Genomic DNA, 17,732 nt, shown 5'->3' on the forward strand with positions numbered 1-17,732 from the left:
TTTTATTTTCCTCGTTCAGCCTGACGGCGGGCACGTCGGTTCATACCAGAGACCTTAGCTCCCTTCGGGAGTGGTCCCTTGGGCAAACCGGGCTGGCCGGACGCATTGCCCACACTATCCATGGCTTCAATGCGCTGGGCCAGGGCGTACACTTCGTCCTTCTTGTAATTACGTGGAAGCTTCATCAGTTCCTTCTGCAGGTTACGCAGCGGAACTTGCCCCTCTCCTTCACCAGCGTACATCTCATAGATAGGAACGCCACCGGATACTCGGTTGAGGCGTCGTTTAGCCTGCGCCATCATCGGCTTCACGCGGTGCATTTCGCCTTCGCCCACCAGGACAATGCCTGGATTGCCGATAACACGGTGCACAGCGTCCATGTGGGTATTGGCAGCCACAGCAGTCTTGGCGCGCCACACCATGCCCACGCCGGACTTCAGATTCTCCAGCGCCCAACCAGCAGCACCCGGCTGGTCCTTGGCCTGGTCATACACGGAATTTTCCACGCGACGTGTAAACACGAACATGGCGAGCATAAACCCGAGTGCCAAGCCGATCGGGAGCATGAACCACTGCGCCTTGAAAAGCAACCCGATGCCGAAGAACACCAGGCCCACACCGAGGATCGACAGCAACATAAGCGGCACAAGAGCCTTATCGTTCTTGCGCTGCATCTGGAACGCCTGCCACATCTGGGCGTAGTTCTGCTTACGTTGGGCCCGCTTAGCGGCCTTCGCTTCCTTCTCGGCGGCCTTGAGTTCAGCCTTCTTTGGATCTGCCATGACACCTACTTTAGGCCACCGCGCCTGAATTTCTATATTGCGGGCACGCGTAGGTTGAGTTTTGGTTCGTACTCGCGGCCGGGCGCGCCTAAAAGCAGCAAGGTGAAACCCGGCAGGTCGAGAGACTGCGAGCGAATTAGTGCCCTATGGCGTGAAAAGCAGATGTATTGAGAGTGTGTGGCGGCCCCTTTGATCCCGACATTGGTGGACCGGTGCCCCGACCCCGACATTACGCCCCCGAGGTTGCCCCAAAAATGCCTCCACCAGCCCGAACTTCGGGAGGGTAATGTCGGGGACAACGGATTTCCCCGCAGCCCCTCAACCCGGCTTGTGAACGTTGTGGATGAAGTGGTTAATGGGCCATCATGGCGGCCCTTTTGATCCCGACATTGGTGGACCGGTGCCGCGACCCCGACATTACGGCCCCGAGGTTGCCCCAAAAATGCCCCCACCAGCCCGAACTTCGGGAGGGTAATGTCGGGGACAACGCGTAAACGACCCGAAATCCTCAACATATTGGGTTTCACCCAGCTGCTTTTCGGGCCAAGCACACCGCCTCGCAAAACCAACCCCTTGCGCTTCGGCCGCAAACCAGCTAGCGTCACTAAGCGGACTATTCATGGAAGGAAAGGGACGACGTGAGTTACATCGTTACCTTGAAGCTACACCTGCAGCGCGAATTTACGCGACCTGACAGGTGCATGTAGTCTACGAATTTTTCATTCTCAGTGCTGCCTGTCGATGTTGCAGGCGGCACTTTTTGGGTTTCTAGGGTGACGGCTTGTGGCGTCGATAAGCCTGCGCTGACCTATTTTGGAAGGAATCCTGATGTGCAAAGTGATCAACTTTGCTTCGATCGTGGAGGATGAGGCGCTGCGGCAGGCACAGATCACCGCCGAGCTGCCGTTCATTTATCCGCACGTGGCGCTGATGCCTGATGCGCACGTGGGCATGGGCTCCAGTATCGGTACGGTGTTCGGCACGATCGGTGCGGTGATCCCGGCGGCAGTCGGCGTGGATATTGGCTGCGGCATGATCGGCGTGCGGACGTCGCTGGTGAAGGACGACCTGAAGGGCGACCTGACGCAGCTTCGCGACGCCCTGGAGGCCATCATCCCGCTCTCCCCAGGTAACTACAATTCGAAGGTCCGCTTCACCGCCACGAAGAATCGGGTGCGTGAGCTGGAGGATCTCGCTGCCGAGGGTGGGGTGAACCTGGAGCACTCACCGAAGTGGAAGGTGCAGCTCGGATCCCTGGGCGGCGGTAACCACTTCATCGAGCTGTGCCTTGATGAGCTGGATCGGGTGTGGATGTTCCTGCACTCCGGGTCCCGGGGAGTGGGCAACAAAATCGCGCAGAAGCACATTCGGGCGGCGAAGGCAGACATGCGAACTCGGCGTCGAACCGTGGTGGATCCGAACCTGGCCTACCTTAGCGAGGGAACCCCAGAGTTCGACTCTTACCTGCGGGATCTGAACTGGGCGCAGCGCTTCGCGTACCTCAACCGCGAGGAGATGATGGACCGGTTCGCCTTCGCGCTCCGCGAGTTCGCCGGCGACTTTGAGGAAGTCGAACGGATCAACTGCCACCACAATTACACCGTGCAGGAAGAACACTATGGCAAGCGGGTGTGGCTGACCCGTAAGGGCGCGATCCGGGCAGACGAGGGCGTGTCCGCACTGATTCCCGGTTCGATGGGCACGGCATCGTACGTGGTCGAGGGCCTGGGAAACCCGGAGGCGCTGCGCTCTGCGCCACACGGTGCGGGCCGGGTGCTGTCGCGTACCCAGGCGCGTGCCGCCTTCACCGCAGCCGACCTTGAGGCGCGGATGGGTGACATCGTGCACCGTCCAGGTGAGGAGTTCATTGACGAGATCCCGGATGCCTACAAGGACATTGATCAGGTGATCGTCGATGCAGCTTCGCTGGTGAGGGTCCGCCACAAGCTGCGGCAGGTGCTGAACGTCAAGGGCACCTAGACTGGTTTTATGTTTGTCGATCGCATTGCTGCCAGGACTGCGCCGGTGCGCGGGTATGCCTGTGGCTTGCCCGTCACCAGGTGCCTGGCTAAGCAGCGGCTGTGGCTGCGCAGCCCAGTGACGATCTTCACCGGCGATAATGGGTCGGGTAAATCCACCCTCATCGAGGCTCTGGCCTGCAAGCTGGGTTTCAATGCGGAGGGCGGTCGCCAGTTCGAGTTCCTGACCACCGAATGGACCACTTCTGAGCTGCATAAAGGCTTAGTGGTGGTCGGTTCGGAAACCATCCTGGGAGGCTATTTCCTGCGCGCGGAAACGCACTACAATGTCTCTCCCCAGTCGCGGATTCGTTCCCACGGCGAGTCCATCATGGACGTGGTGGAGGACAACTTCTTCCACAAGTGGCTGTACATTCTGGACGAGCCCGAGGCGGGGCTGAGCCCCATCCACCAGATGGCGTTGCTCGGCTACATTCACCGCATCGCCACAGGTGGTGGGCAGTTCATCATCGCGACGCACTCGCCCATCATCTTGGGGATTCCGGGCGCAGACATCATCCACATCACACCCGCGGGCTTTCAGCGGATGACCTTCGATGACCATCCGCTCTACCGCAATTACGCCAGCTACCTGGGGGTGTGATGTTTGTTTCCAGCGTTTCCGTCCCGGAGTTCACCTCGGGCACCTACGTTGATGACCTCCCGGTGGTCGCGGCGTTGCGCGAGCACGGGGCACTGCGCTTCACGACGCCCATCACCTTCATCGTGGGCGAAAACGGTTCCGGGAAGTCGACGCTGCTGGAAGCTATCGCCGTCTCGCTCGGTTTCAGCCCAGAGGGCGGCTCCCGAAATATGAACTTCTCCGGCCTCGACGCGGTATCTGAGCTGCATAAATATCTGGCGGTGACGCGGCCTAGGAACCCGCGTGATGGGTACTTTGTGCGTGCGGAGTCTATGTACCGCGCGTACACCTACCTAGACACGATCAACGACGGTCGGCAACCCTTCATGCACCCCAACTCCCATGGTGAGGCGACGATGGAGCTGGTGCGCCACCGCTTCCACGGCAACGGGTTGTTTCTGATGGATGAGCCGGAGTCCGGGTTGAGCTTTGACACCAGCGTCGAACTAGCAGGGAAGATTGAAAAGCTCGCAGATCAAGGAGCTCAATTCATCATTGCGACGCATTCGCCGATTCTGCTGGGGATTCCAGGCGCTCGGATTCTGGAGATCACGGAAAACGGTCTGGGGTTTGTTCCCTACGATGAGTGTGAACTCGTCCAAGCCTACCGAGAGTTTCTCGCTGATCCGCACGGGACCGCGCAGTACCTGGTGAATGGGGAGTAAGAGCGGGGCCGAAATCTAGCGTACCGATGGGATTTTTCGCGCATGATTCGTCCCATCCGTACGCTAAATCCCGCGCGTTATCTGGTCGCTGAGGCGGGGTCGAAATCGAGCGTACCGATGGGATTTTTCGCGCATGATTCGTCTCATCCGTACGCTAAATTCCACGCGTTATCTGTTTGCCAAATCCCGCGCGTTATCTGGTTGCTACTGGGGTTTCCTCTGAAGCGCCGTACTTGTCCAGCAAGGACTGTGCTTCCTGGGCGGTGGATCCTTCGGAGGTTTCTTCCAGGTGCTTGAGGTTTTCTGGTAGTTCCTCGCCTCGGGCCTTGATGGTCTGGGCGTAGAGTCGGCCTGCGCGGTAGGAGGAGCGAACCAACGGTCCAGACATAACGCCGGAGAAGCCGAGCTCCTTCGCGTATTGGGAGTGTTCCACGAATTCCTCTGGGCGGACCCAGCGGTCGATGGGGTGGAACTTGATGCCTGGGCGCAGGTATTGGGTGATGGTGATGATGTCGCAGCCTGCGTCGTGAAGCTCGCGGAGTGCTTCCCGGACCTCGTCGACAGTTTCACCCATGCCGAGGATCAGGTTGGATTTAGTGACCAGACCGAAGTCACGGGCTTGGCGAATCACGTCGAGGGAGCGCTCATAGCGGAACGCTGGGCGGATGCGCTTGAAGATGCGGGGCACGGTTTCCACGTTATGCGCGAAGACTTCTGGGCGGGCCTCGAAAACTTCCTGCAGCAGGTCAGGCTTGCCGGAGAAGTCTGGTACGAGGTTTTCCACACCGGTGTGTGGGTTGAGTGCATGAATTTGGCGCACCACCTCGGCATAGAGCCAGGCGCCTTGGTCAGGAAGGTCATCGCGGGTGACGCCGGTGATGGTGGCGTAGTTGAGTCCCATTTCCTTCACCGATTCTGCCACGCGGCGTGGTTCGTCGCGGTCCAGTGGTTCCGGTTTTCCGGTGTGGATTTGACAGAAATCGCAGCGTCTCGTGCACTGGTCGCCGCCGATGAGGAACGTGGCCTCACGGGACTCCCAACATTCGTGGATGTTCGGGCAGCCTGCTTCCTGGCACACGGTGTGCAAGGAAGCGCCCGAGACGCGCTGCTTCATGTCCTGGTATTCCGGCCCGGTTTTGACGGAGGTGCGGATCCAGCGTGGCTTGCTCTCGATCGGAGTCTCAGCATTGCGAGCCTCGACGCGGAGCATCTTTCTTCCATCGGGTGCAACAGTCACGTAGGCCACCCTACACCTTTCGGCTGCCTAACCCCTTGCACGGGTCGGGAGCGCTACCAAAAGTATGGTCAGCGACGGTGAGTTTGCCGTTCAAGGCGTCGGTAAGCGCGGTGGCAAGGGGGGCGATGCACTCTGCGACGGTGACGTCCCGGCTGAGCTCCTCACTGAGGGTGGTGACCCCGGCGTCGCTGATGCCACAAGGGACGATGTGGTGGTAGTGCTCCAGCGTGTTGTTGCAGTTCAGTGCGAGGCCGTGCATGGCGACGCCTCTGGTGATGCGGATTCCGATGGCGGCGATTTTTCGGTCCGCACGCCCGTTGGAGGCGGGGACCCACACCCCGGATCGGCCGTCGATACGCCCGGCGTTGTGGACTCCGAGCTGGCGCACCACCTGGATCAGGGCTTCCTCAACGCGCCTGACGTAATCCACCACGTCAACAGGGTCGCGCAGCTTCACGATCGGGTAGCACACCAGCTGGCCTGGGCCATGCCAGGTGATTCGGCCACCGCGGTCCACATCGATCACTGGTAGCCCGTTGGTTGGGCGGTCTTCCGGCTGAGTGCGCTTGCCGGCGGTGTAGACGCTGGGGTGTTCCAGCATGAGCAGTTGATCGGGCACGGTGTCGGCGGCCCGCTGTTCCGCGATGTCCGCTTGAGCGTGCCACATCTCTTCGTAGTCGCGCACGCCAAGCTTGACGACGTCAAGTGGTCCGTCACTAGCGCGAATAGAGATATCGGGGGCGGTGAACGGTGGGCGAGGAGCTGTCATGCTTTTGTATCCTACTCGCCAAGTGCCTTCTTAAGGAGACCGCATAGTTGATCGGCTTCGTCTGGCGAAAGTCGCTCGGCGACGGTGCGGCAGGTGCCAAGGTGGCTGGGGAGGATAGCCTCGATGAGCTGGCGGCCCTCGTCGGTGAGCTCAATGAGGCTTTCTCGCCGACTGTTGGGGTTGACGGTGCGGGAAATGAGGCCTTCGGCCGTCAACTTATCCAACCGGTTAGTCAGCGCAGACGCAGAAATGAGTACCTGCTCAGCGAGCTCCTTGGCGGTGAGCGGGGTGTTGGCGCGCCGAAGGGTAGCCAGGACATCGAATTGCCATTGGTGGAGGCCATGATGGGCCAGGTTGGCGTCGATAAGCTGGCGTGCGTGATGTGCGAACTGCGCTGTGTATGCAGTAAGTCGCATGGGCGAGGCGTCTATCTCCGGCCGCGTACTGTGCCACTGAGCTAAGAGTTTTTCCACGTTAATTGCCATGGCTGGCTCCCAAAATCCAAACTGTTTGACATCGAAGTGTTTTCCACTTTAGCGTAGGGGAGACCTGTTAACCCAAACAGCGAAGGTGAATTGATGGAGTTTCTCAAGGCGTCGGTAGTGCCAGTGATTTGGTCCACAACCTACGTGGTCACCGCACAATTCCTTCCACCAGACCGCCCGATACTTGCCGCAATCTTGCGCGCACTGCCCGCCGGTTTAGTGCTGCTGCTGATCGTACGGACACTCCCCAAAGGGCAGTGGTGGTGGAAATCCTCGATCCTCGCACTAGCGAACTTCACAGGGTTCTTTGGGCTGCTATTTCTCGCCGCCTACCAACTCCCCAACGGCGTCGCCGCCGTGCTCACCAACACCTCACCATTGGTGGTCATGATTCTTGCTCCGTTTTTGTTGGGAGTTCGGGTCACCAGGATCCAGATCGGGGCGGGACTTGTCGCCGTCCTTGGTGTCGCAGGACTGACCCTCACCGGGCCCGTCGCACTCTCACCTCTTGGGGTTGTTGCTGGCTTGGGAGCAAGTGCCTGCATCGGAGCAGGTACCGTGCTTGCGAAACGCTGGGGACGCCCTGATGACGTACCACAAATCGCGGTGACCAGCTGGCAGCTGACCCTCGGTGGGTTATTCCCCGTGCCGTTTCTTGCCTGGGAAGGGTTGCCTGAGCGTCTCACCTGGGTAAACATTGCTGGCTATGCGTATCTGTCGATCTTCGGCGCACTCATCGCCTACATCATCTGGTTCAGCGCCCTGGCACGGCTCGACGCCGTGCGGGTGGCTCTTCTCGCTCCTATCACCCCACTGTGCGCCACCCTCATCGCCGTCATTTTCGTGCACGAACGTCTGAGCGCCTTGCAATGGGCCGGAGGGGCTCTCGTGGTAGCGTCGTTGGCCGCAACCCAGCTGCTCCCAGCACTGATGAGAAAGAGGACACAACAGTAGGTTTTCTCTACACTTGGCCATGATCAGCGATGGGAGAAAACATGGCAATCTATGGCGAACTGTTTCAAAAATTCGAAGAAAACCAATCCACTGACCAATTCGTGCAGCAGAACCGGAAGTTGCTCAAGCTCAACCTGTCCCAAGGCCCCATTCAGGCCAAAGTCGGATCGATGGTCTCCTATCAAGGCGATGTTCGCTTTCAAAACAAGGGTTCTGGCATCCTCGGAAAAATGTTTAAAAAACACGTCACTGGTGAAGGCGTGGAAATGATGGAGATCTCCGGTACCGGTCAGGTGTTCCTCGCTGATCTGGCACAGGAAGTACAAATCTTCTCCTTGGACAATGACACAGTGTCCGTCAACGGCAATAACGTCCTCGCGTTTTCCTCCACCATTAATTGGGACGTCCACCGAGTAAAGGGTGGCGCAGTGATGACCGGAGGCCTATTCAACGTTTCCTTGCATGGCACCGGCTTCGTGGCCATCACCACCGAAGGTGAACCGATGGCCTTGAACGTATCCGAAGCCCCCACCTTCGCCGACCCACAAGCGGCCGTCCTATGGACCGGTGGCGTCACTATGCAGGTGAAAACCGACTTCTCCGGGGGCCTGCGCTCCATGATCCACGGCGGAACTGGTGAAGCTTTCCAACTCGCCTTTGGCGGTCACGGCATCGTGGTCATCCAGCCATCCGAAGGGGAGAAATGGAACAAGCTCGCCACAGACGCCGGAACCACGTCCGGAAAAATGCTGGGGAGCTTGTTCGAATAAAACGGCCGGAGTAGAAAGCGACGATGCTAAGTCTGAGAAGATGGCGCCGATTTCGTAGTTAATGAAGTACTGCTAGAAGGCTTGTTTCGAGCTGCTGACTGGCTCGGCACAAGCCTTCTAGGTGGGTAACAGGGCGAAGCCAAGGCCCTAAACTAGCTTAAACAGTATCATTGTGACTACTAGAACTGTCGCTGCAACAGCGCTCCACAGGAGGATAGTTCGGTCTTGTCTGGATTTTACTTCCGTAGATGCAGTGGCCTCAGAATCATTTCTGTTTCTTTCGCGCATGAAGAAAATGAACTCTCCTGCAGCAAAGTAGATAATAAATGAGACTATGACGAGCCACCATGGCATGTCATCGCCAAGGCTTTTCACAGGGAAAGCCAAGATTATTGCGATAAGTAGCGCAGTGAGGTGTTGCTCCAAAGAGATTCGAGACATTGATTTCCCTAACACGCTACGGCTTTAACTGGGGTGGCCGTGGCAGTGCCGGTAAAGAAGATTAATGGCATACATGCTGCAAATGCCATTAGCTTTGAGGCTCGCGTGAGATTCTCCTGTCATGGTTACTAAATGGACTGAAAACACAATCCTAACTTGTTTGTGATTGTGCTCTCATCACTAGGATATATGTAGTTTTTTGGCATGTAGCAAATTTGACAAAAATTTTTATTAAGAACGAAAAAGCTCGGTTGTCTCCACAACAATTCCGTGGAGACAACCGAGCAAAATTACGCGGAAATAAACTAGAGGCCGTTCTTCTCGGCGTATTCCGCAGCCGTCATCAGCGGACCAACCTCGGTGATCTGGACCTCGAAGAGCCAGCCAGCGTCGAAAGGATCGGAGTTGATGGTCTCCGGCGCGTCAGCCAGCTCCTCGTTCACGGCGGTCACAGTACCGGTGACCGGGGAGAAAATGTCAGACACCGACTTGGTGGATTCCACCTCACCAGCAGACTCGCCGATTTCGACGGTGTCACCGACGGCTGGCAGGTCAACGTAGACGATCTCGCCCAGGGCATTGGCAGCAAAATCAGTGATGCCAACCTTGGCGGTGGCGCCCACCTCAGCGGAGTCAATCCACTCGTGGTCTGCCGAGTAAGAGAAGTTTTCAGGCAAAGACATAGTTTCTAGTCCTTTGGTCGAGAGTAAAACGGAAGAGTAACCACAGTGTACGTGTGCTTCTTGCCACGGATATCCACATCGAGGGTGTGTCCCTCCGTGGCGTGTTCCGCATCCACGTAGGCCATAGCAATCGGGTAGCCGAGAGTCGGGGAGAGCTGCCCAGAGGTGACCACACCGATCTCCTCGCCAGCAGGGGAAAGCACCACGGAACCAGCGCGTGCCGCACGACGACCCTCGCCCTGCAAACCGACCAGTTTCCGGGCCGGGGCGTAGTCTGCAAGTAGCACGGCAGATCCCACGAAGTCCTCTGTCTTCTTCTTGGAGACGAGCACGCCCAGACCAGCATCCGCAGGCTGCAAATTCAGGGTCAGCTCGTGGCCGTACAGTGGCATGCCGGCTTCGAGGCGGAGGGAGTCACGGCACGCGAGTCCGCAGGGTAGCAGGTTGAAGGAAGAACCGGCGTCGATAAGCGCCTGCCACAGTGCCGGCGCCTCGGAGGCAGGGAGGAAAAGCTCGAAGCCGTCCTCGCCGGTGTAGCCAGTGCGAGCGAGCAGCACATCGTGGCCGAGGATGCTGGCCGGTGCGGAAGAGTAGTACCTCAGCTCGGGGATATCGCCGAGCATTTCGGCTGCGCGGGGACCCTGCACCGCGATGAGGGCAATGTCAGCCGACTCATCCTTGACGGTGACGTCAAAGTCCTTAGCCCGCTCCACCAACTCTGCCGCGACCGTGGTGGCATTGCCCGCGTTCGGGACCACCATGAACTCGGCCTCGCCGAGGCGGTACACGATGAGGTCATCAATGATGTGCCCCTGTTCATTCACGATCATCGTGTACTTCGCCTTGCCCACGGCGATCGCGGACAACTGCGAAATCAACGCATAATCGAGGAACCGTCCAGCCTCAGCGCCGGTGACGCGAACCTCGCCCATGTGAGAAAGGTCGAACAGGCCCACGTTGGTGCGGACGGCGCGGTGCTCGTCAAGCTCGTTGCCGTAGCGCAGCGGCATCTCCCAGCCACCGAAATCAGTGAACAGAGCGCCGAGCTTCTCGTGCTCAGCATGAAGTGGACTCAGCATTTACTCGTTTCCTTCCATATCGAAAGCCTCAGGTGGTGGGCAAGAACAGACCAGGTTGCGGTCACCGTATGCCTCGTTGATGCGGCGCACGGCAGGGTAGTACTTGGTGCGCAGCAGACCAGGAACCGGGAAGACAGCCTGCTGACGGGAGAACTGATACGGCCACTCATCAGCAGCCGCTGCGGGCGCGGTAAATGGCGAGTGCGTCAGCACGGAATCCTCGAGGGCGATCTTGCCGTCGATGATCTCCTGGATCTCTGCGCGGATACTGCGCATCGCCTCAATGAAGCGGTCCAGTTCGGCCAGATCTTCGGACTCGGTTGGCTCCACCATCAACGTTCCGGCGACGGGGAACGCCAACGTAGGGGCATGGAAACCGTAATCCACCAGACGTTTTGCTACATCGGTTGCGGTGACGCCGGACTGCTTCGTCAGCTCGCGAATATCCAAGATACATTCGTGGGCGACCAGGCCGTTCTCACCGGTGTACAGGGTCGGGAAGTGGTCCTTCAGCTGTGCGGAAATGTAGTTAGCGCCCAGGATCGCAGTGCGGGTTGCCTCCCGCAGCCCCTCGGTGCCCATCATCGCAATGTAGGCCCACGGGATCGGGAGAACGCCGGCGGAGCCATGGACAGCACCGGCGATCGGAACACCCTGTCCGGTTCCCACTGCCGCGCGCGGATCCACGTCGCGGGCATCGGTCGGCAGGAACGGAACCAGGTGCTCAGCCACGCACACCGGGCCGACACCCGGTCCGCCGCCACCGTGCGGGATGGTGAACGTCTTGTGCAGGTTCAGGTGGGAGACATCGCCACCAAATTCACCCGGTGCCGCCACACCGGTCAGGGCGTTCATATTCGCGCCGTCGATGTAGACCTGGCCCCCTGCATCATGGATCTTCTTGCACACGGTACGGACAGTGTCTTCGAACACGCCGTGGGTGGATGGGTAGGTGATCATGATGCCCGCGATGTGGTCACCGTGCTTGGCGATCTTCTCATCCAGATCAGCAAGATCAATAGACCCGTCCGGCGCGGTAGCAACCACCACAACGCGAAGGTTAGCCAGCGTGGCAGAAGCGGCGTTAGTGCCGTGGGCGGACTGTGGGATCAAGATGATGTCTCGGCCTTTGTCGCCGTTAGCCACGTGGTAGCGACGAATCGCAAGCAGACCAGCGAGCTCACCCATCGCACCACTAGGAGGCTGTACGGACACCTTGGCGTAGCCGGTGAGGCTTGCGAGCCACTGTTCCAGCTCCGAGATGAGGTCCTGCCAGCCCTGCGCGTCCTCAACCGGCGCGTATGGGTGAATGTTGGCGAACCCAGGGTAAGAAATGGCCTCCATACCGGCGGTGGGGTTGAGCTTCATGGTGCAGGAACCCAGCGGGATCATCGTGCGATCCAGAGCCAGGTCGCGGTCACCCAGCATGCGGATATAGCGCATCATCTGGGTTTCGGAGTGCACCTGGTTGAAGATCGGGTGGGTGAGAAACTCAGTGGTGCGGGCAAGGTCCGCAGGCACGGCGTCAAGCTTTTCGCTAGTGGCAGTAGCGCCGAGGACGTCGAAAAGTGCTGCGACGTCCGCGCTGGTGGCAGACTCGCCGAAGCTGACCGACACCTTGTCGTTTCCAATAGCGCGGATCAGGTAACCAGCCTCAGCAGCTTTAGCCACAATGGCGTCTGCATCTGCGACTCGCACGGTGACGGTGTCGAAGAACGTGTCATGAACCAGGTCATCTTTCACCGCTGCAGCAAATGAGGTTGCCAGCCCGTGGATTCGGTCCGCGATCGCCTTCAGCCCGGTTGGGCCGTGGTACACCGCGTACATCGAGGCAGCGACAGCGAGTAGAGCCTGCGCGGTACAGATGTTAGAGGTCGCCTTTTCGCGACGAATGTGCTGTTCACGGGTCTGCAAAGCCAGGCGGTAGGAAGGGTGGCCGTCGGCATCGATCGACACACCTACCAGGCGACCCGGCATCTGTCGCTTGAGCTTGTCAGAAACCGCCATGTACGCGGCGTGCGGGCCGCCATAGAACAGCGGAACACCAAACCGCTGAGAGGTGCCGACCGCAATATCAGCACTCAGGGTGCCTGGCGCCTCCAGGATGGTCAACGCAAGCAGATCAGCTGCCACAGTGGCTAGGCCTCCGCGCTCGTGGATAGCGTCAATCACGGCCTTCGGATTGGTGACGTCACCTTCAGTACCTGGGTAGGCAATGACAACACCGACGAGGTCTTCGCCAACCAGCCCGTCACTGAGGTCGGTGATTTCCACCTCGAGGTCAATAGCACGGGCGCGCTCGGCCGCCACAGACAGGATTTGTGGGTGCAGGCGGGAATCCAAGACAACGCGGCGCCCCTTGCGCACCGCGCGGCTCATCAGGCCCACCGCCTCGGCCACGGCAGTCGCTTCGTCCAGCAGGGAGGCGTTAGCGATCGGTAGATCGGTGAGCTCTTCCACCATCGTCTGGAAGTTCAGCAGAGCCTCCAGGCGCCCTTGGGAAATTTCTGGCTGGTAGGGGGTGTAGGCGGTGTACCAGCCCGCGTCTTCCAGCACGCCACGACGGATGACGGGTGGGGTGATGGTGTCATGGTAGCCCTGACCATAAAACGCGCGCTTAACGACGTTCCGTCCCGCGTATTCCCCAAGCTTGGCCTGTGCCTCGTGCTCAGAAAGCGGTGAAATCGTCTGCGGTAGCTCTTGGAGCAAAATGTCGGCTGGTACCGCGTCCTTGATGAGGTCATCGACGGTGGTGTAGCCGATGGCGGAAAGCATATGTTCGGTTTCTTGTGCATCGGGCCCAAGGTGTCGGGCCAGGAAAGAATGCACTTGTTGTGACATGTAGTGTGCTCCTAGCTTTCGGAGAAAACGTGTAGAAAGTTTGTTTTCATGTTTCCACAATTGGGGGTGGCTGTGGGGTAAGTTTTACAAACTATGCATGCTTGTTTTGAGTATGCAAAAGCACCCCCGCTGAGGTGGGTTTTTCAGTGGGGGTGCTGTTGTTTTATGCGTTCTGTTCTATAGAACTGCTTAGACTTCTAGGTCTGCCGTGAAGTCGATGTTCTCCAGGCGGTCGCGGACGGTCGTCATGAAGCGGCCTGCGTCTGCGCCGTCGATCAGCTGGTGATCGTAGGTCATTGGCAGGAACACCATCTGACGGATCGCGATGGCGTCGTTGCCGTCCTCGGTGACGACCACTGGGCGCTTCACGATCGCGCCGGTACCGATCATGGCTGCCTGTGGTGGAACTAGGATTGGGGTGTCGGACAGCGCGCCCTCGGAACCGATGTTGGTGATGGTGAACGTGCCACCCATCAGGTCATTTGGCTTGAGCTTGCTGTTGCGAGCCCGGTCTGCGAGGTCCACGATGGCCTTGGCCAGCTCAGGCAGGGACATGTCCTGTGCGTTGTGGATGACAGGGGAGAGGAGACCAGCAGGCGTGTCGACGGCAATGCCCAGGTTCACGGCCTCGTGGTAGGTGATCTCCTTGGTCTCAGCGTTGTAGGATGCGTTGACGTTCGGGTGGGACACCAGAGCTTCGACCACTGCCTTGGCAAAGAATGGCAGGTAGGTGAGGTTCACGCCGTGCTTGTCCTGGAAGGCAGGCTTGTTAGCCTTGCGCAGCTCAGCGATGCGGGTCATGTCAACCTCGTGCAGCTGGGTGAGCTGTGCAGCGCCGTGCAGGGACTCGAGGGTCTTCACCGCGGTGATCTCGCGAATGCGGTTCACCCGAACCGTGGTGCCACGCAGCTTGGCCTTCTCCGGATCCACAGACTTGGTGGACACGTTCTTGGCAGGGGTGGCAGCAGCAGCTGGGGCAGCGCCTTCACCTGCAGCGGCGAGAACATCCTGCTTGCGGATGCGGCCGCCCACGCCGGTGCCCTGAACCTTGGACAGGTCAACGCCGTGCTTGTCGGCGAGCTTACGTACTAGTGGGGTGACGTAAGGGGCGTCGGAGTTGTCGACCTTAGGAGATTCCTTCTTAGGGGCCTCGACCTTAGCGGCGACTTCTTCCTTAGGAGTTTCTTCCTTAGGAGCTTCTTCCTTCTTTGGTGCCTCTTCCTTAGGAGCTTCCTCCTTAGGAGCTTCTTCCTTCTTTGGTGCGGAGCCGTCGCCGATGCGGACGATGACTTCGCCGACATCGACGGTGTCGTCTTCCTCAAACAGGATTTCCACGATGGTGCCTGCTACTGGGGAAGGAACTTCGGTGTCGACCTTGTCGGTGGAGACTTCGAGCAGTGGCTCGTCGACCTCGACGGTGTCGCCGACGGACTTGAGCCAGCGGGTGATGGTGCCCTCGGTGACGGACTCGCCGAGCTCTGGCATCTTCACATCGGTGCTCTCACCGGAACCTGCGGAACCAGCAGACGCAGCTTCGTCAACGGTGGCGTTGTCGTCCTTGGTCTCGGCTTCCTTGGTTGCAGCCTCGGAAGGCTGAGCTGGCTCCTCCTTAGGAGCTTCTTCCTTCTTTGGTGCGGAGCCGTCGCCGATGCGGACGATGACTTCGCCGACATCGACGGTGTCGTCTTCCTCAAACAGGATTTCCACGATGGTGCCTGTTACTGGGGAAGGAACTTCGGTGTCGACCTTGTCGGTGGAGACTTCGAGCAGTGGCTCGTCGACCTCGACGGTGTCGCCGACGGACTTGAGCCAGCGGGTGATGGTGCCCTCGGTGACGGACTCGCCGAGCTCTGGCATCTTCACATCGGTGCTCTCACCGGATGCTGCGCCACCCTTTGGTTCTTCCTTCGGAGCTTCCTCCTTAGGGGCTTCTTCCTTTGCAGGCTCTTCCTTGGCAGGCTCTTCGCCTTCTTCGCCGATCTCTGCGATGATTTCGCCGACATCGACGGTGTCGTCTTCCTCAAACAGGATCTTGGTCAGTACGCCGGAGGCCGGTGCAGGGATTTCGGTGTCGACCTTATCCGTGGAAACTTCGAGCAACGGCTCATCGGCGGTGACGGTGTCACCGACCTGCTTCAGCCAGCGGGTAATCGTGCCTTCGGTTACTGATTCACCGAGCTCGGGCATCTCGACAGAAAACGCCATTGTGCAGGACTCCTAAACGTGTAGGTCTAAAAACGATATCGATACTTCAATAGCGTACCGGTTTGCGTCCGCGTATGTCGCAGATAGGTGGTGTCGTTTCCGAAAAAACCACTTACAATGTCTGTTTGTGTTCAACCTTTTCGGCTCTCGACGTTCCAAGCCTGGGATCAAACCTCCGCGTGCTCCTGGCGATACCATCCGCGCGGAAGACCTTGACTATCTCCGCGACTGGTCACGCGGGCGCGCTTTTGTAGAGGGCTTCGTCGAGCCGGAAACGTTGGTGAATGAAATGAGCGTCGTCTTGGTGGACGAGTCGGGCGATTTCACCCGACGACGCATCGGTGGGCCCAAGGGCGTCGACGTGGTAGCAAAGCTGGGCATTCCGCTTTACGACGTCGAGGAGACCGGTTACCCGCAGCGCATGCGGGCGCGCATCGAACGTGATCGTCTCCTGCGCAAGCGCGAAGAACAGCAGCGCCGCCGCGCTCGGTTTGACCGGGGCGAATTGCCATAGCGGAGTTAGCCCCTTAACCCGATGAAAACGTATTCCCCGCACCCAAGGCGCTGTAACTAGGGTGCGGGGAATTCGTCGTGCTTACTTAGCAGCGATATCTTCCAGTACTGCTACGACGGTGCGTACTGGTGCGCCGGTGCCACGTTTGGTGATGTAACCGTAGGGGCTGCCGGAGTTGTAGGCCGGTCCTGCGATGTCCATGTGAACCCACTGCACATCTTCGGCTACGAACTGGGAGAGGTAGTAGCCGGCCTGCATCATGCCACCGAAACGAGACTTGCCAGTGTTGCGCAGGTCTGCCACATCGGATTTCATTTCATCGGAAACTTCTTCCGGGAAAGGCATGGCCCAGGCAGGCTCGCCGACGGAGCGGCCAATCTCGGCCACGCGGTCACGGAACTCATCGGAGCCCATCACACCGGTGGTTCGGCCACCGAGGGCGACGAGCTGTGCACCAGTCAGGGTGGCCATTTCGATGAGGTAGTCTGGCTTGTCTTCGCAGGCGCGGACGATGGCGTCGGCAAGCACGAGGCGACCTTCGGCGTCGGTGTTGATGATCTCGGAGGTCTTGCCACCGTAGTGGGTGATGACGTCGCCTGGGCGGTAGGACTCGCCGTCCGGCATGTTTTCTGCCATTGGGACGGTTGCGGTGACGTTCACCTTGAGGCCGAGGCGGGCAGCGGCGAAAACGGAGGCGATGGTGGCTGCGGAGCCGCCCATGTCGGAGATCATGTCATCCATGTTGGCGGATGGCTTGATGGAGATACCGCCGGTGTCGAAGGTGATGCCCTTACCTACGAGCGCGACGGAAGGGGCGGACTTCTTCGCGGTGTAGGTGAGGCGAAGAAGACGAGGCTTCCGGGCGGAGCCGCCACCGACGGCCATGAGTCCACCGAACTTGCCCTTGGCCAGGTCCTTGTCATCGAGAATCTCCGCAGTCACGCCGTAGTCTTCGGCCAAGGCTGCTGCGTAGGCAGCGTAGGACTCTGGGTAGAGGTGAGAGGACGCGGTGTTGACCAGGTTGCGGGCCAGGACCACGGAGTCGACCAGGATGGTGGCAGCGGAGAAGTCCTTCTTCTTGTCGCTGATGAAAACGATCTCATCCACTGGCGCTTGCGCTGCTTCCAGCTCAGCGGTCTTTTGACCACGGAAGGTGTAGGCCCCGAGAGCGGATCCGAGGACGGCGTCGGAAAGCCCGAAGGTGCCCAACGTAGAGGCGACCTTGCCGAAGCCCTTCAGTGCGCGGGATGCCACGCCTGCGCTACGACGCAGCGTTTCAGCATCGAAATCATCGGAAGAACCCAGGCCAACCGCCACGACAACGGGGACGTCCGTCCCCGGAATGCCGGCGAGTTTGGTCACTTCCTGGGCGGCGCCCGTGGCGCCCACTGCAGAGAGGGCTTCGAGTACCGCAACCTGGGTTTTATCGCTGAAGATACCGGTACCGGCAATCTCCGGGCCGTTGTCACCCTTAAATACTGGGATCAGTACGGCTTCTGCCTTTTTCGGTAGCTTGGCTGAAATCGAAAGCTTAGGAACAATTCCCACTGCTGGCAACGATGGCGTTTTAGGCACGAAAAATCCTCCGATCAAGAATTGGACAGTATGAGGTTCTGTGACTTACACAGTACGTCACACCACATAAT

15 protein-coding genes are annotated in these 17,732 nt (G+C 59.1%); 6 read left to right on the forward strand and 9 right to left on the reverse strand.

What is annotated here, in order from left to right; genetic code table 11:
* Nucleotides 1-2: 2 nt before the first annotated feature.
* Nucleotides 3-782 carry a DUF4191 domain-containing protein gene (locus HW450_RS11625; protein ID WP_182385772.1) on the reverse strand — a complete coding sequence of 260 codons (780 nt, stop codon included), beginning with the start codon at nucleotides 780-782 and terminating at the stop codon, nucleotides 3-5.
* Nucleotides 783-1,610: 828 nt separating this feature from the next.
* Here HW450_RS11625 and HW450_RS11630 point away from each other — a divergent pair.
* From HW450_RS11630 to HW450_RS11640, 3 genes are read left to right on the forward strand one after another with little or no spacing between them, the layout of a single operon-like run.
* A complete protein-coding gene (locus HW450_RS11630) occupies nucleotides 1,611-2,762 on the forward strand; it encodes an RtcB family protein (RefSeq protein WP_182385773.1) in 1,152 nt (383 codons plus the stop codon).
* 9 nt (nucleotides 2,763-2,771) lie between these two features.
* A complete protein-coding gene (locus HW450_RS11635; protein WP_182385774.1) occupies nucleotides 2,772-3,404 on the forward strand; it encodes an AAA family ATPase in 633 nt (210 codons plus the stop codon).
* On the forward strand, nucleotides 3,404-4,108 hold the full coding sequence (locus HW450_RS11640) for an AAA family ATPase (protein ID WP_182385775.1): 705 nt from the start codon (nucleotides 3,404-3,406) through the stop codon (nucleotides 4,106-4,108). Before HW450_RS11635 ends, HW450_RS11640 begins: the two co-directional genes overlap by 1 nt.
* Before the next feature lie 193 nt (nucleotides 4,109-4,301).
* Here HW450_RS11640 and lipA read toward each other — a convergent pair whose 3' ends face one another.
* Genes lipA through HW450_RS11655 form a run of 3 tightly spaced genes read right to left on the reverse strand, consistent with a single transcriptional unit; the run spans nucleotide 4,302 to nucleotide 6,599 of the window.
* Nucleotides 4,302-5,345: a lipoyl synthase gene (gene lipA, locus HW450_RS11645; RefSeq protein WP_232843263.1), complete on the reverse strand. Its 1,044-nt coding sequence runs from the start codon at nucleotides 5,343-5,345 to the stop codon at nucleotides 4,302-4,304.
* 10 nt (nucleotides 5,346-5,355) lie between these two features.
* A complete protein-coding gene (lipB, locus tag HW450_RS11650) occupies nucleotides 5,356-6,114 on the reverse strand; it encodes a lipoyl(octanoyl) transferase LipB (RefSeq protein ID WP_182385776.1) in 759 nt (252 codons plus the stop codon).
* Nucleotides 6,115-6,125: 11 nt separating this feature from the next.
* Nucleotides 6,126-6,599: a MarR family winged helix-turn-helix transcriptional regulator gene (locus HW450_RS11655; RefSeq protein WP_220463899.1), complete on the reverse strand. Its 474-nt coding sequence runs from the start codon at nucleotides 6,597-6,599 to the stop codon at nucleotides 6,126-6,128.
* Nucleotides 6,600-6,692: 93 nt separating this feature from the next.
* On the opposite strand from HW450_RS11655, the gene HW450_RS11660 reads away from it, so the two are divergent.
* Nucleotides 6,693-7,553 carry an EamA family transporter gene (locus HW450_RS11660; RefSeq protein ID WP_182385778.1) on the forward strand — a complete coding sequence of 287 codons (861 nt, stop codon included), beginning with the start codon at nucleotides 6,693-6,695 and terminating at the stop codon, nucleotides 7,551-7,553.
* Nucleotides 7,554-7,594: 41 nt separating this feature from the next.
* Nucleotides 7,595-8,323, forward strand: coding sequence for an AIM24 family protein (locus HW450_RS11665; RefSeq protein ID WP_182385779.1), 729 nt, complete (start codon nucleotides 7,595-7,597; stop codon nucleotides 8,321-8,323).
* 746 nt (nucleotides 8,324-9,069) lie between these two features.
* Here HW450_RS11665 and gcvH read toward each other — a convergent pair.
* The 4 genes from gcvH to sucB all read right to left on the reverse strand — a co-directional run bounded on the left by gcvH (nucleotide 9,070) and on the right by sucB (nucleotide 15,572).
* Nucleotides 9,070-9,447, reverse strand: a complete 378-nt coding sequence (gene gcvH, locus HW450_RS11670; RefSeq protein WP_182385780.1) for a glycine cleavage system protein GcvH — start codon at nucleotides 9,445-9,447, stop codon at nucleotides 9,070-9,072.
* Nucleotides 9,448-9,452: 5 nt separating this feature from the next.
* Nucleotides 9,453-10,526 (reverse strand): glycine cleavage system aminomethyltransferase GcvT, encoded by a 1,074-nt coding sequence (gene gcvT / locus HW450_RS11675; RefSeq protein WP_182385781.1) that lies wholly within the window; start codon nucleotides 10,524-10,526, stop codon nucleotides 9,453-9,455.
* Complete coding sequence (gcvP, locus tag HW450_RS11680; protein WP_182385782.1) at nucleotides 10,527-13,367, reverse strand: aminomethyl-transferring glycine dehydrogenase; 2,841 nt, start codon at nucleotides 13,365-13,367, stop codon at nucleotides 10,527-10,529.
* Between the two features lie 189 nt (nucleotides 13,368-13,556).
* A complete protein-coding gene (sucB, locus tag HW450_RS11685) occupies nucleotides 13,557-15,572 on the reverse strand; it encodes a 2-oxoglutarate dehydrogenase, E2 component, dihydrolipoamide succinyltransferase (protein WP_182385783.1) in 2,016 nt (671 codons plus the stop codon).
* 127 nt (nucleotides 15,573-15,699) lie between these two features.
* On the opposite strand from sucB, the gene HW450_RS11690 reads away from it, so the two are divergent.
* A complete protein-coding gene (locus tag HW450_RS11690) occupies nucleotides 15,700-16,086 on the forward strand; it encodes an oxidoreductase (RefSeq protein ID WP_182385784.1) in 387 nt (128 codons plus the stop codon).
* Nucleotides 16,087-16,167: 81 nt separating this feature from the next.
* Here the strand turns inward: HW450_RS11690 and HW450_RS11695 are convergent, their stop codons facing one another.
* Nucleotides 16,168-17,661 (reverse strand): leucyl aminopeptidase, encoded by a 1,494-nt coding sequence (locus HW450_RS11695; RefSeq protein ID WP_182385785.1) that lies wholly within the window; start codon nucleotides 17,659-17,661, stop codon nucleotides 16,168-16,170.
* Nucleotides 17,662-17,732 lie beyond the last annotated feature (71 nt).

It is taken from the genome of Corynebacterium hindlerae, assembly GCF_014117265.1.
GTDB lineage: Bacteria > Actinomycetota > Actinomycetes > Mycobacteriales > Mycobacteriaceae > Corynebacterium > Corynebacterium hindlerae.

What these genes read in the sequence shown, in the direction of transcription:
- HW450_RS11625 (WP_182385772.1), bottom strand. Translation starts at nt 782, where the DNA reads ATGGCAGATCCAAAGAAGGCTGAACTCAAGGCCGCCGAGAAGGAAGCG.
- HW450_RS11635 (WP_182385774.1), top strand. Translation starts at nt 2,772, where the DNA reads ATGTTTGTCGATCGCATTGCTGCCAGGACTGCGCCGGTGCGCGGGTAT.
- HW450_RS11660 (WP_182385778.1), top strand. Translation starts at nt 6,693, where the DNA reads ATGGAGTTTCTCAAGGCGTCGGTAGTGCCAGTGATTTGGTCCACAACC.
- HW450_RS11630 (WP_182385773.1), top strand. Translation starts at nt 1,611, where the DNA reads ATGTGCAAAGTGATCAACTTTGCTTCGATCGTGGAGGATGAGGCGCTG.
- HW450_RS11640 (WP_182385775.1), top strand. Translation starts at nt 3,404, where the DNA reads ATGTTTGTTTCCAGCGTTTCCGTCCCGGAGTTCACCTCGGGCACCTAC.
- HW450_RS11655 (WP_220463899.1), bottom strand. Translation starts at nt 6,599, where the DNA reads ATGGCAATTAACGTGGAAAAACTCTTAGCTCAGTGGCACAGTACGCGG.
- gcvH (WP_182385780.1), bottom strand. Translation starts at nt 9,447, where the DNA reads ATGTCTTTGCCTGAAAACTTCTCTTACTCGGCAGACCACGAGTGGATT.
- gcvP (WP_182385782.1), bottom strand. Translation starts at nt 13,367, where the DNA reads ATGTCACAACAAGTGCATTCTTTCCTGGCCCGACACCTTGGGCCCGAT.
- gcvT (WP_182385781.1), bottom strand. Translation starts at nt 10,526, where the DNA reads ATGCTGAGTCCACTTCATGCTGAGCACGAGAAGCTCGGCGCTCTGTTC.
- sucB (WP_182385783.1), bottom strand. Translation starts at nt 15,572, where the DNA reads ATGGCGTTTTCTGTCGAGATGCCCGAGCTCGGTGAATCAGTAACCGAA.
- lipB (WP_182385776.1), bottom strand. Translation starts at nt 6,114, where the DNA reads ATGACAGCTCCTCGCCCACCGTTCACCGCCCCCGATATCTCTATTCGC.
- HW450_RS11665 (WP_182385779.1), top strand. Translation starts at nt 7,595, where the DNA reads ATGGCAATCTATGGCGAACTGTTTCAAAAATTCGAAGAAAACCAATCC.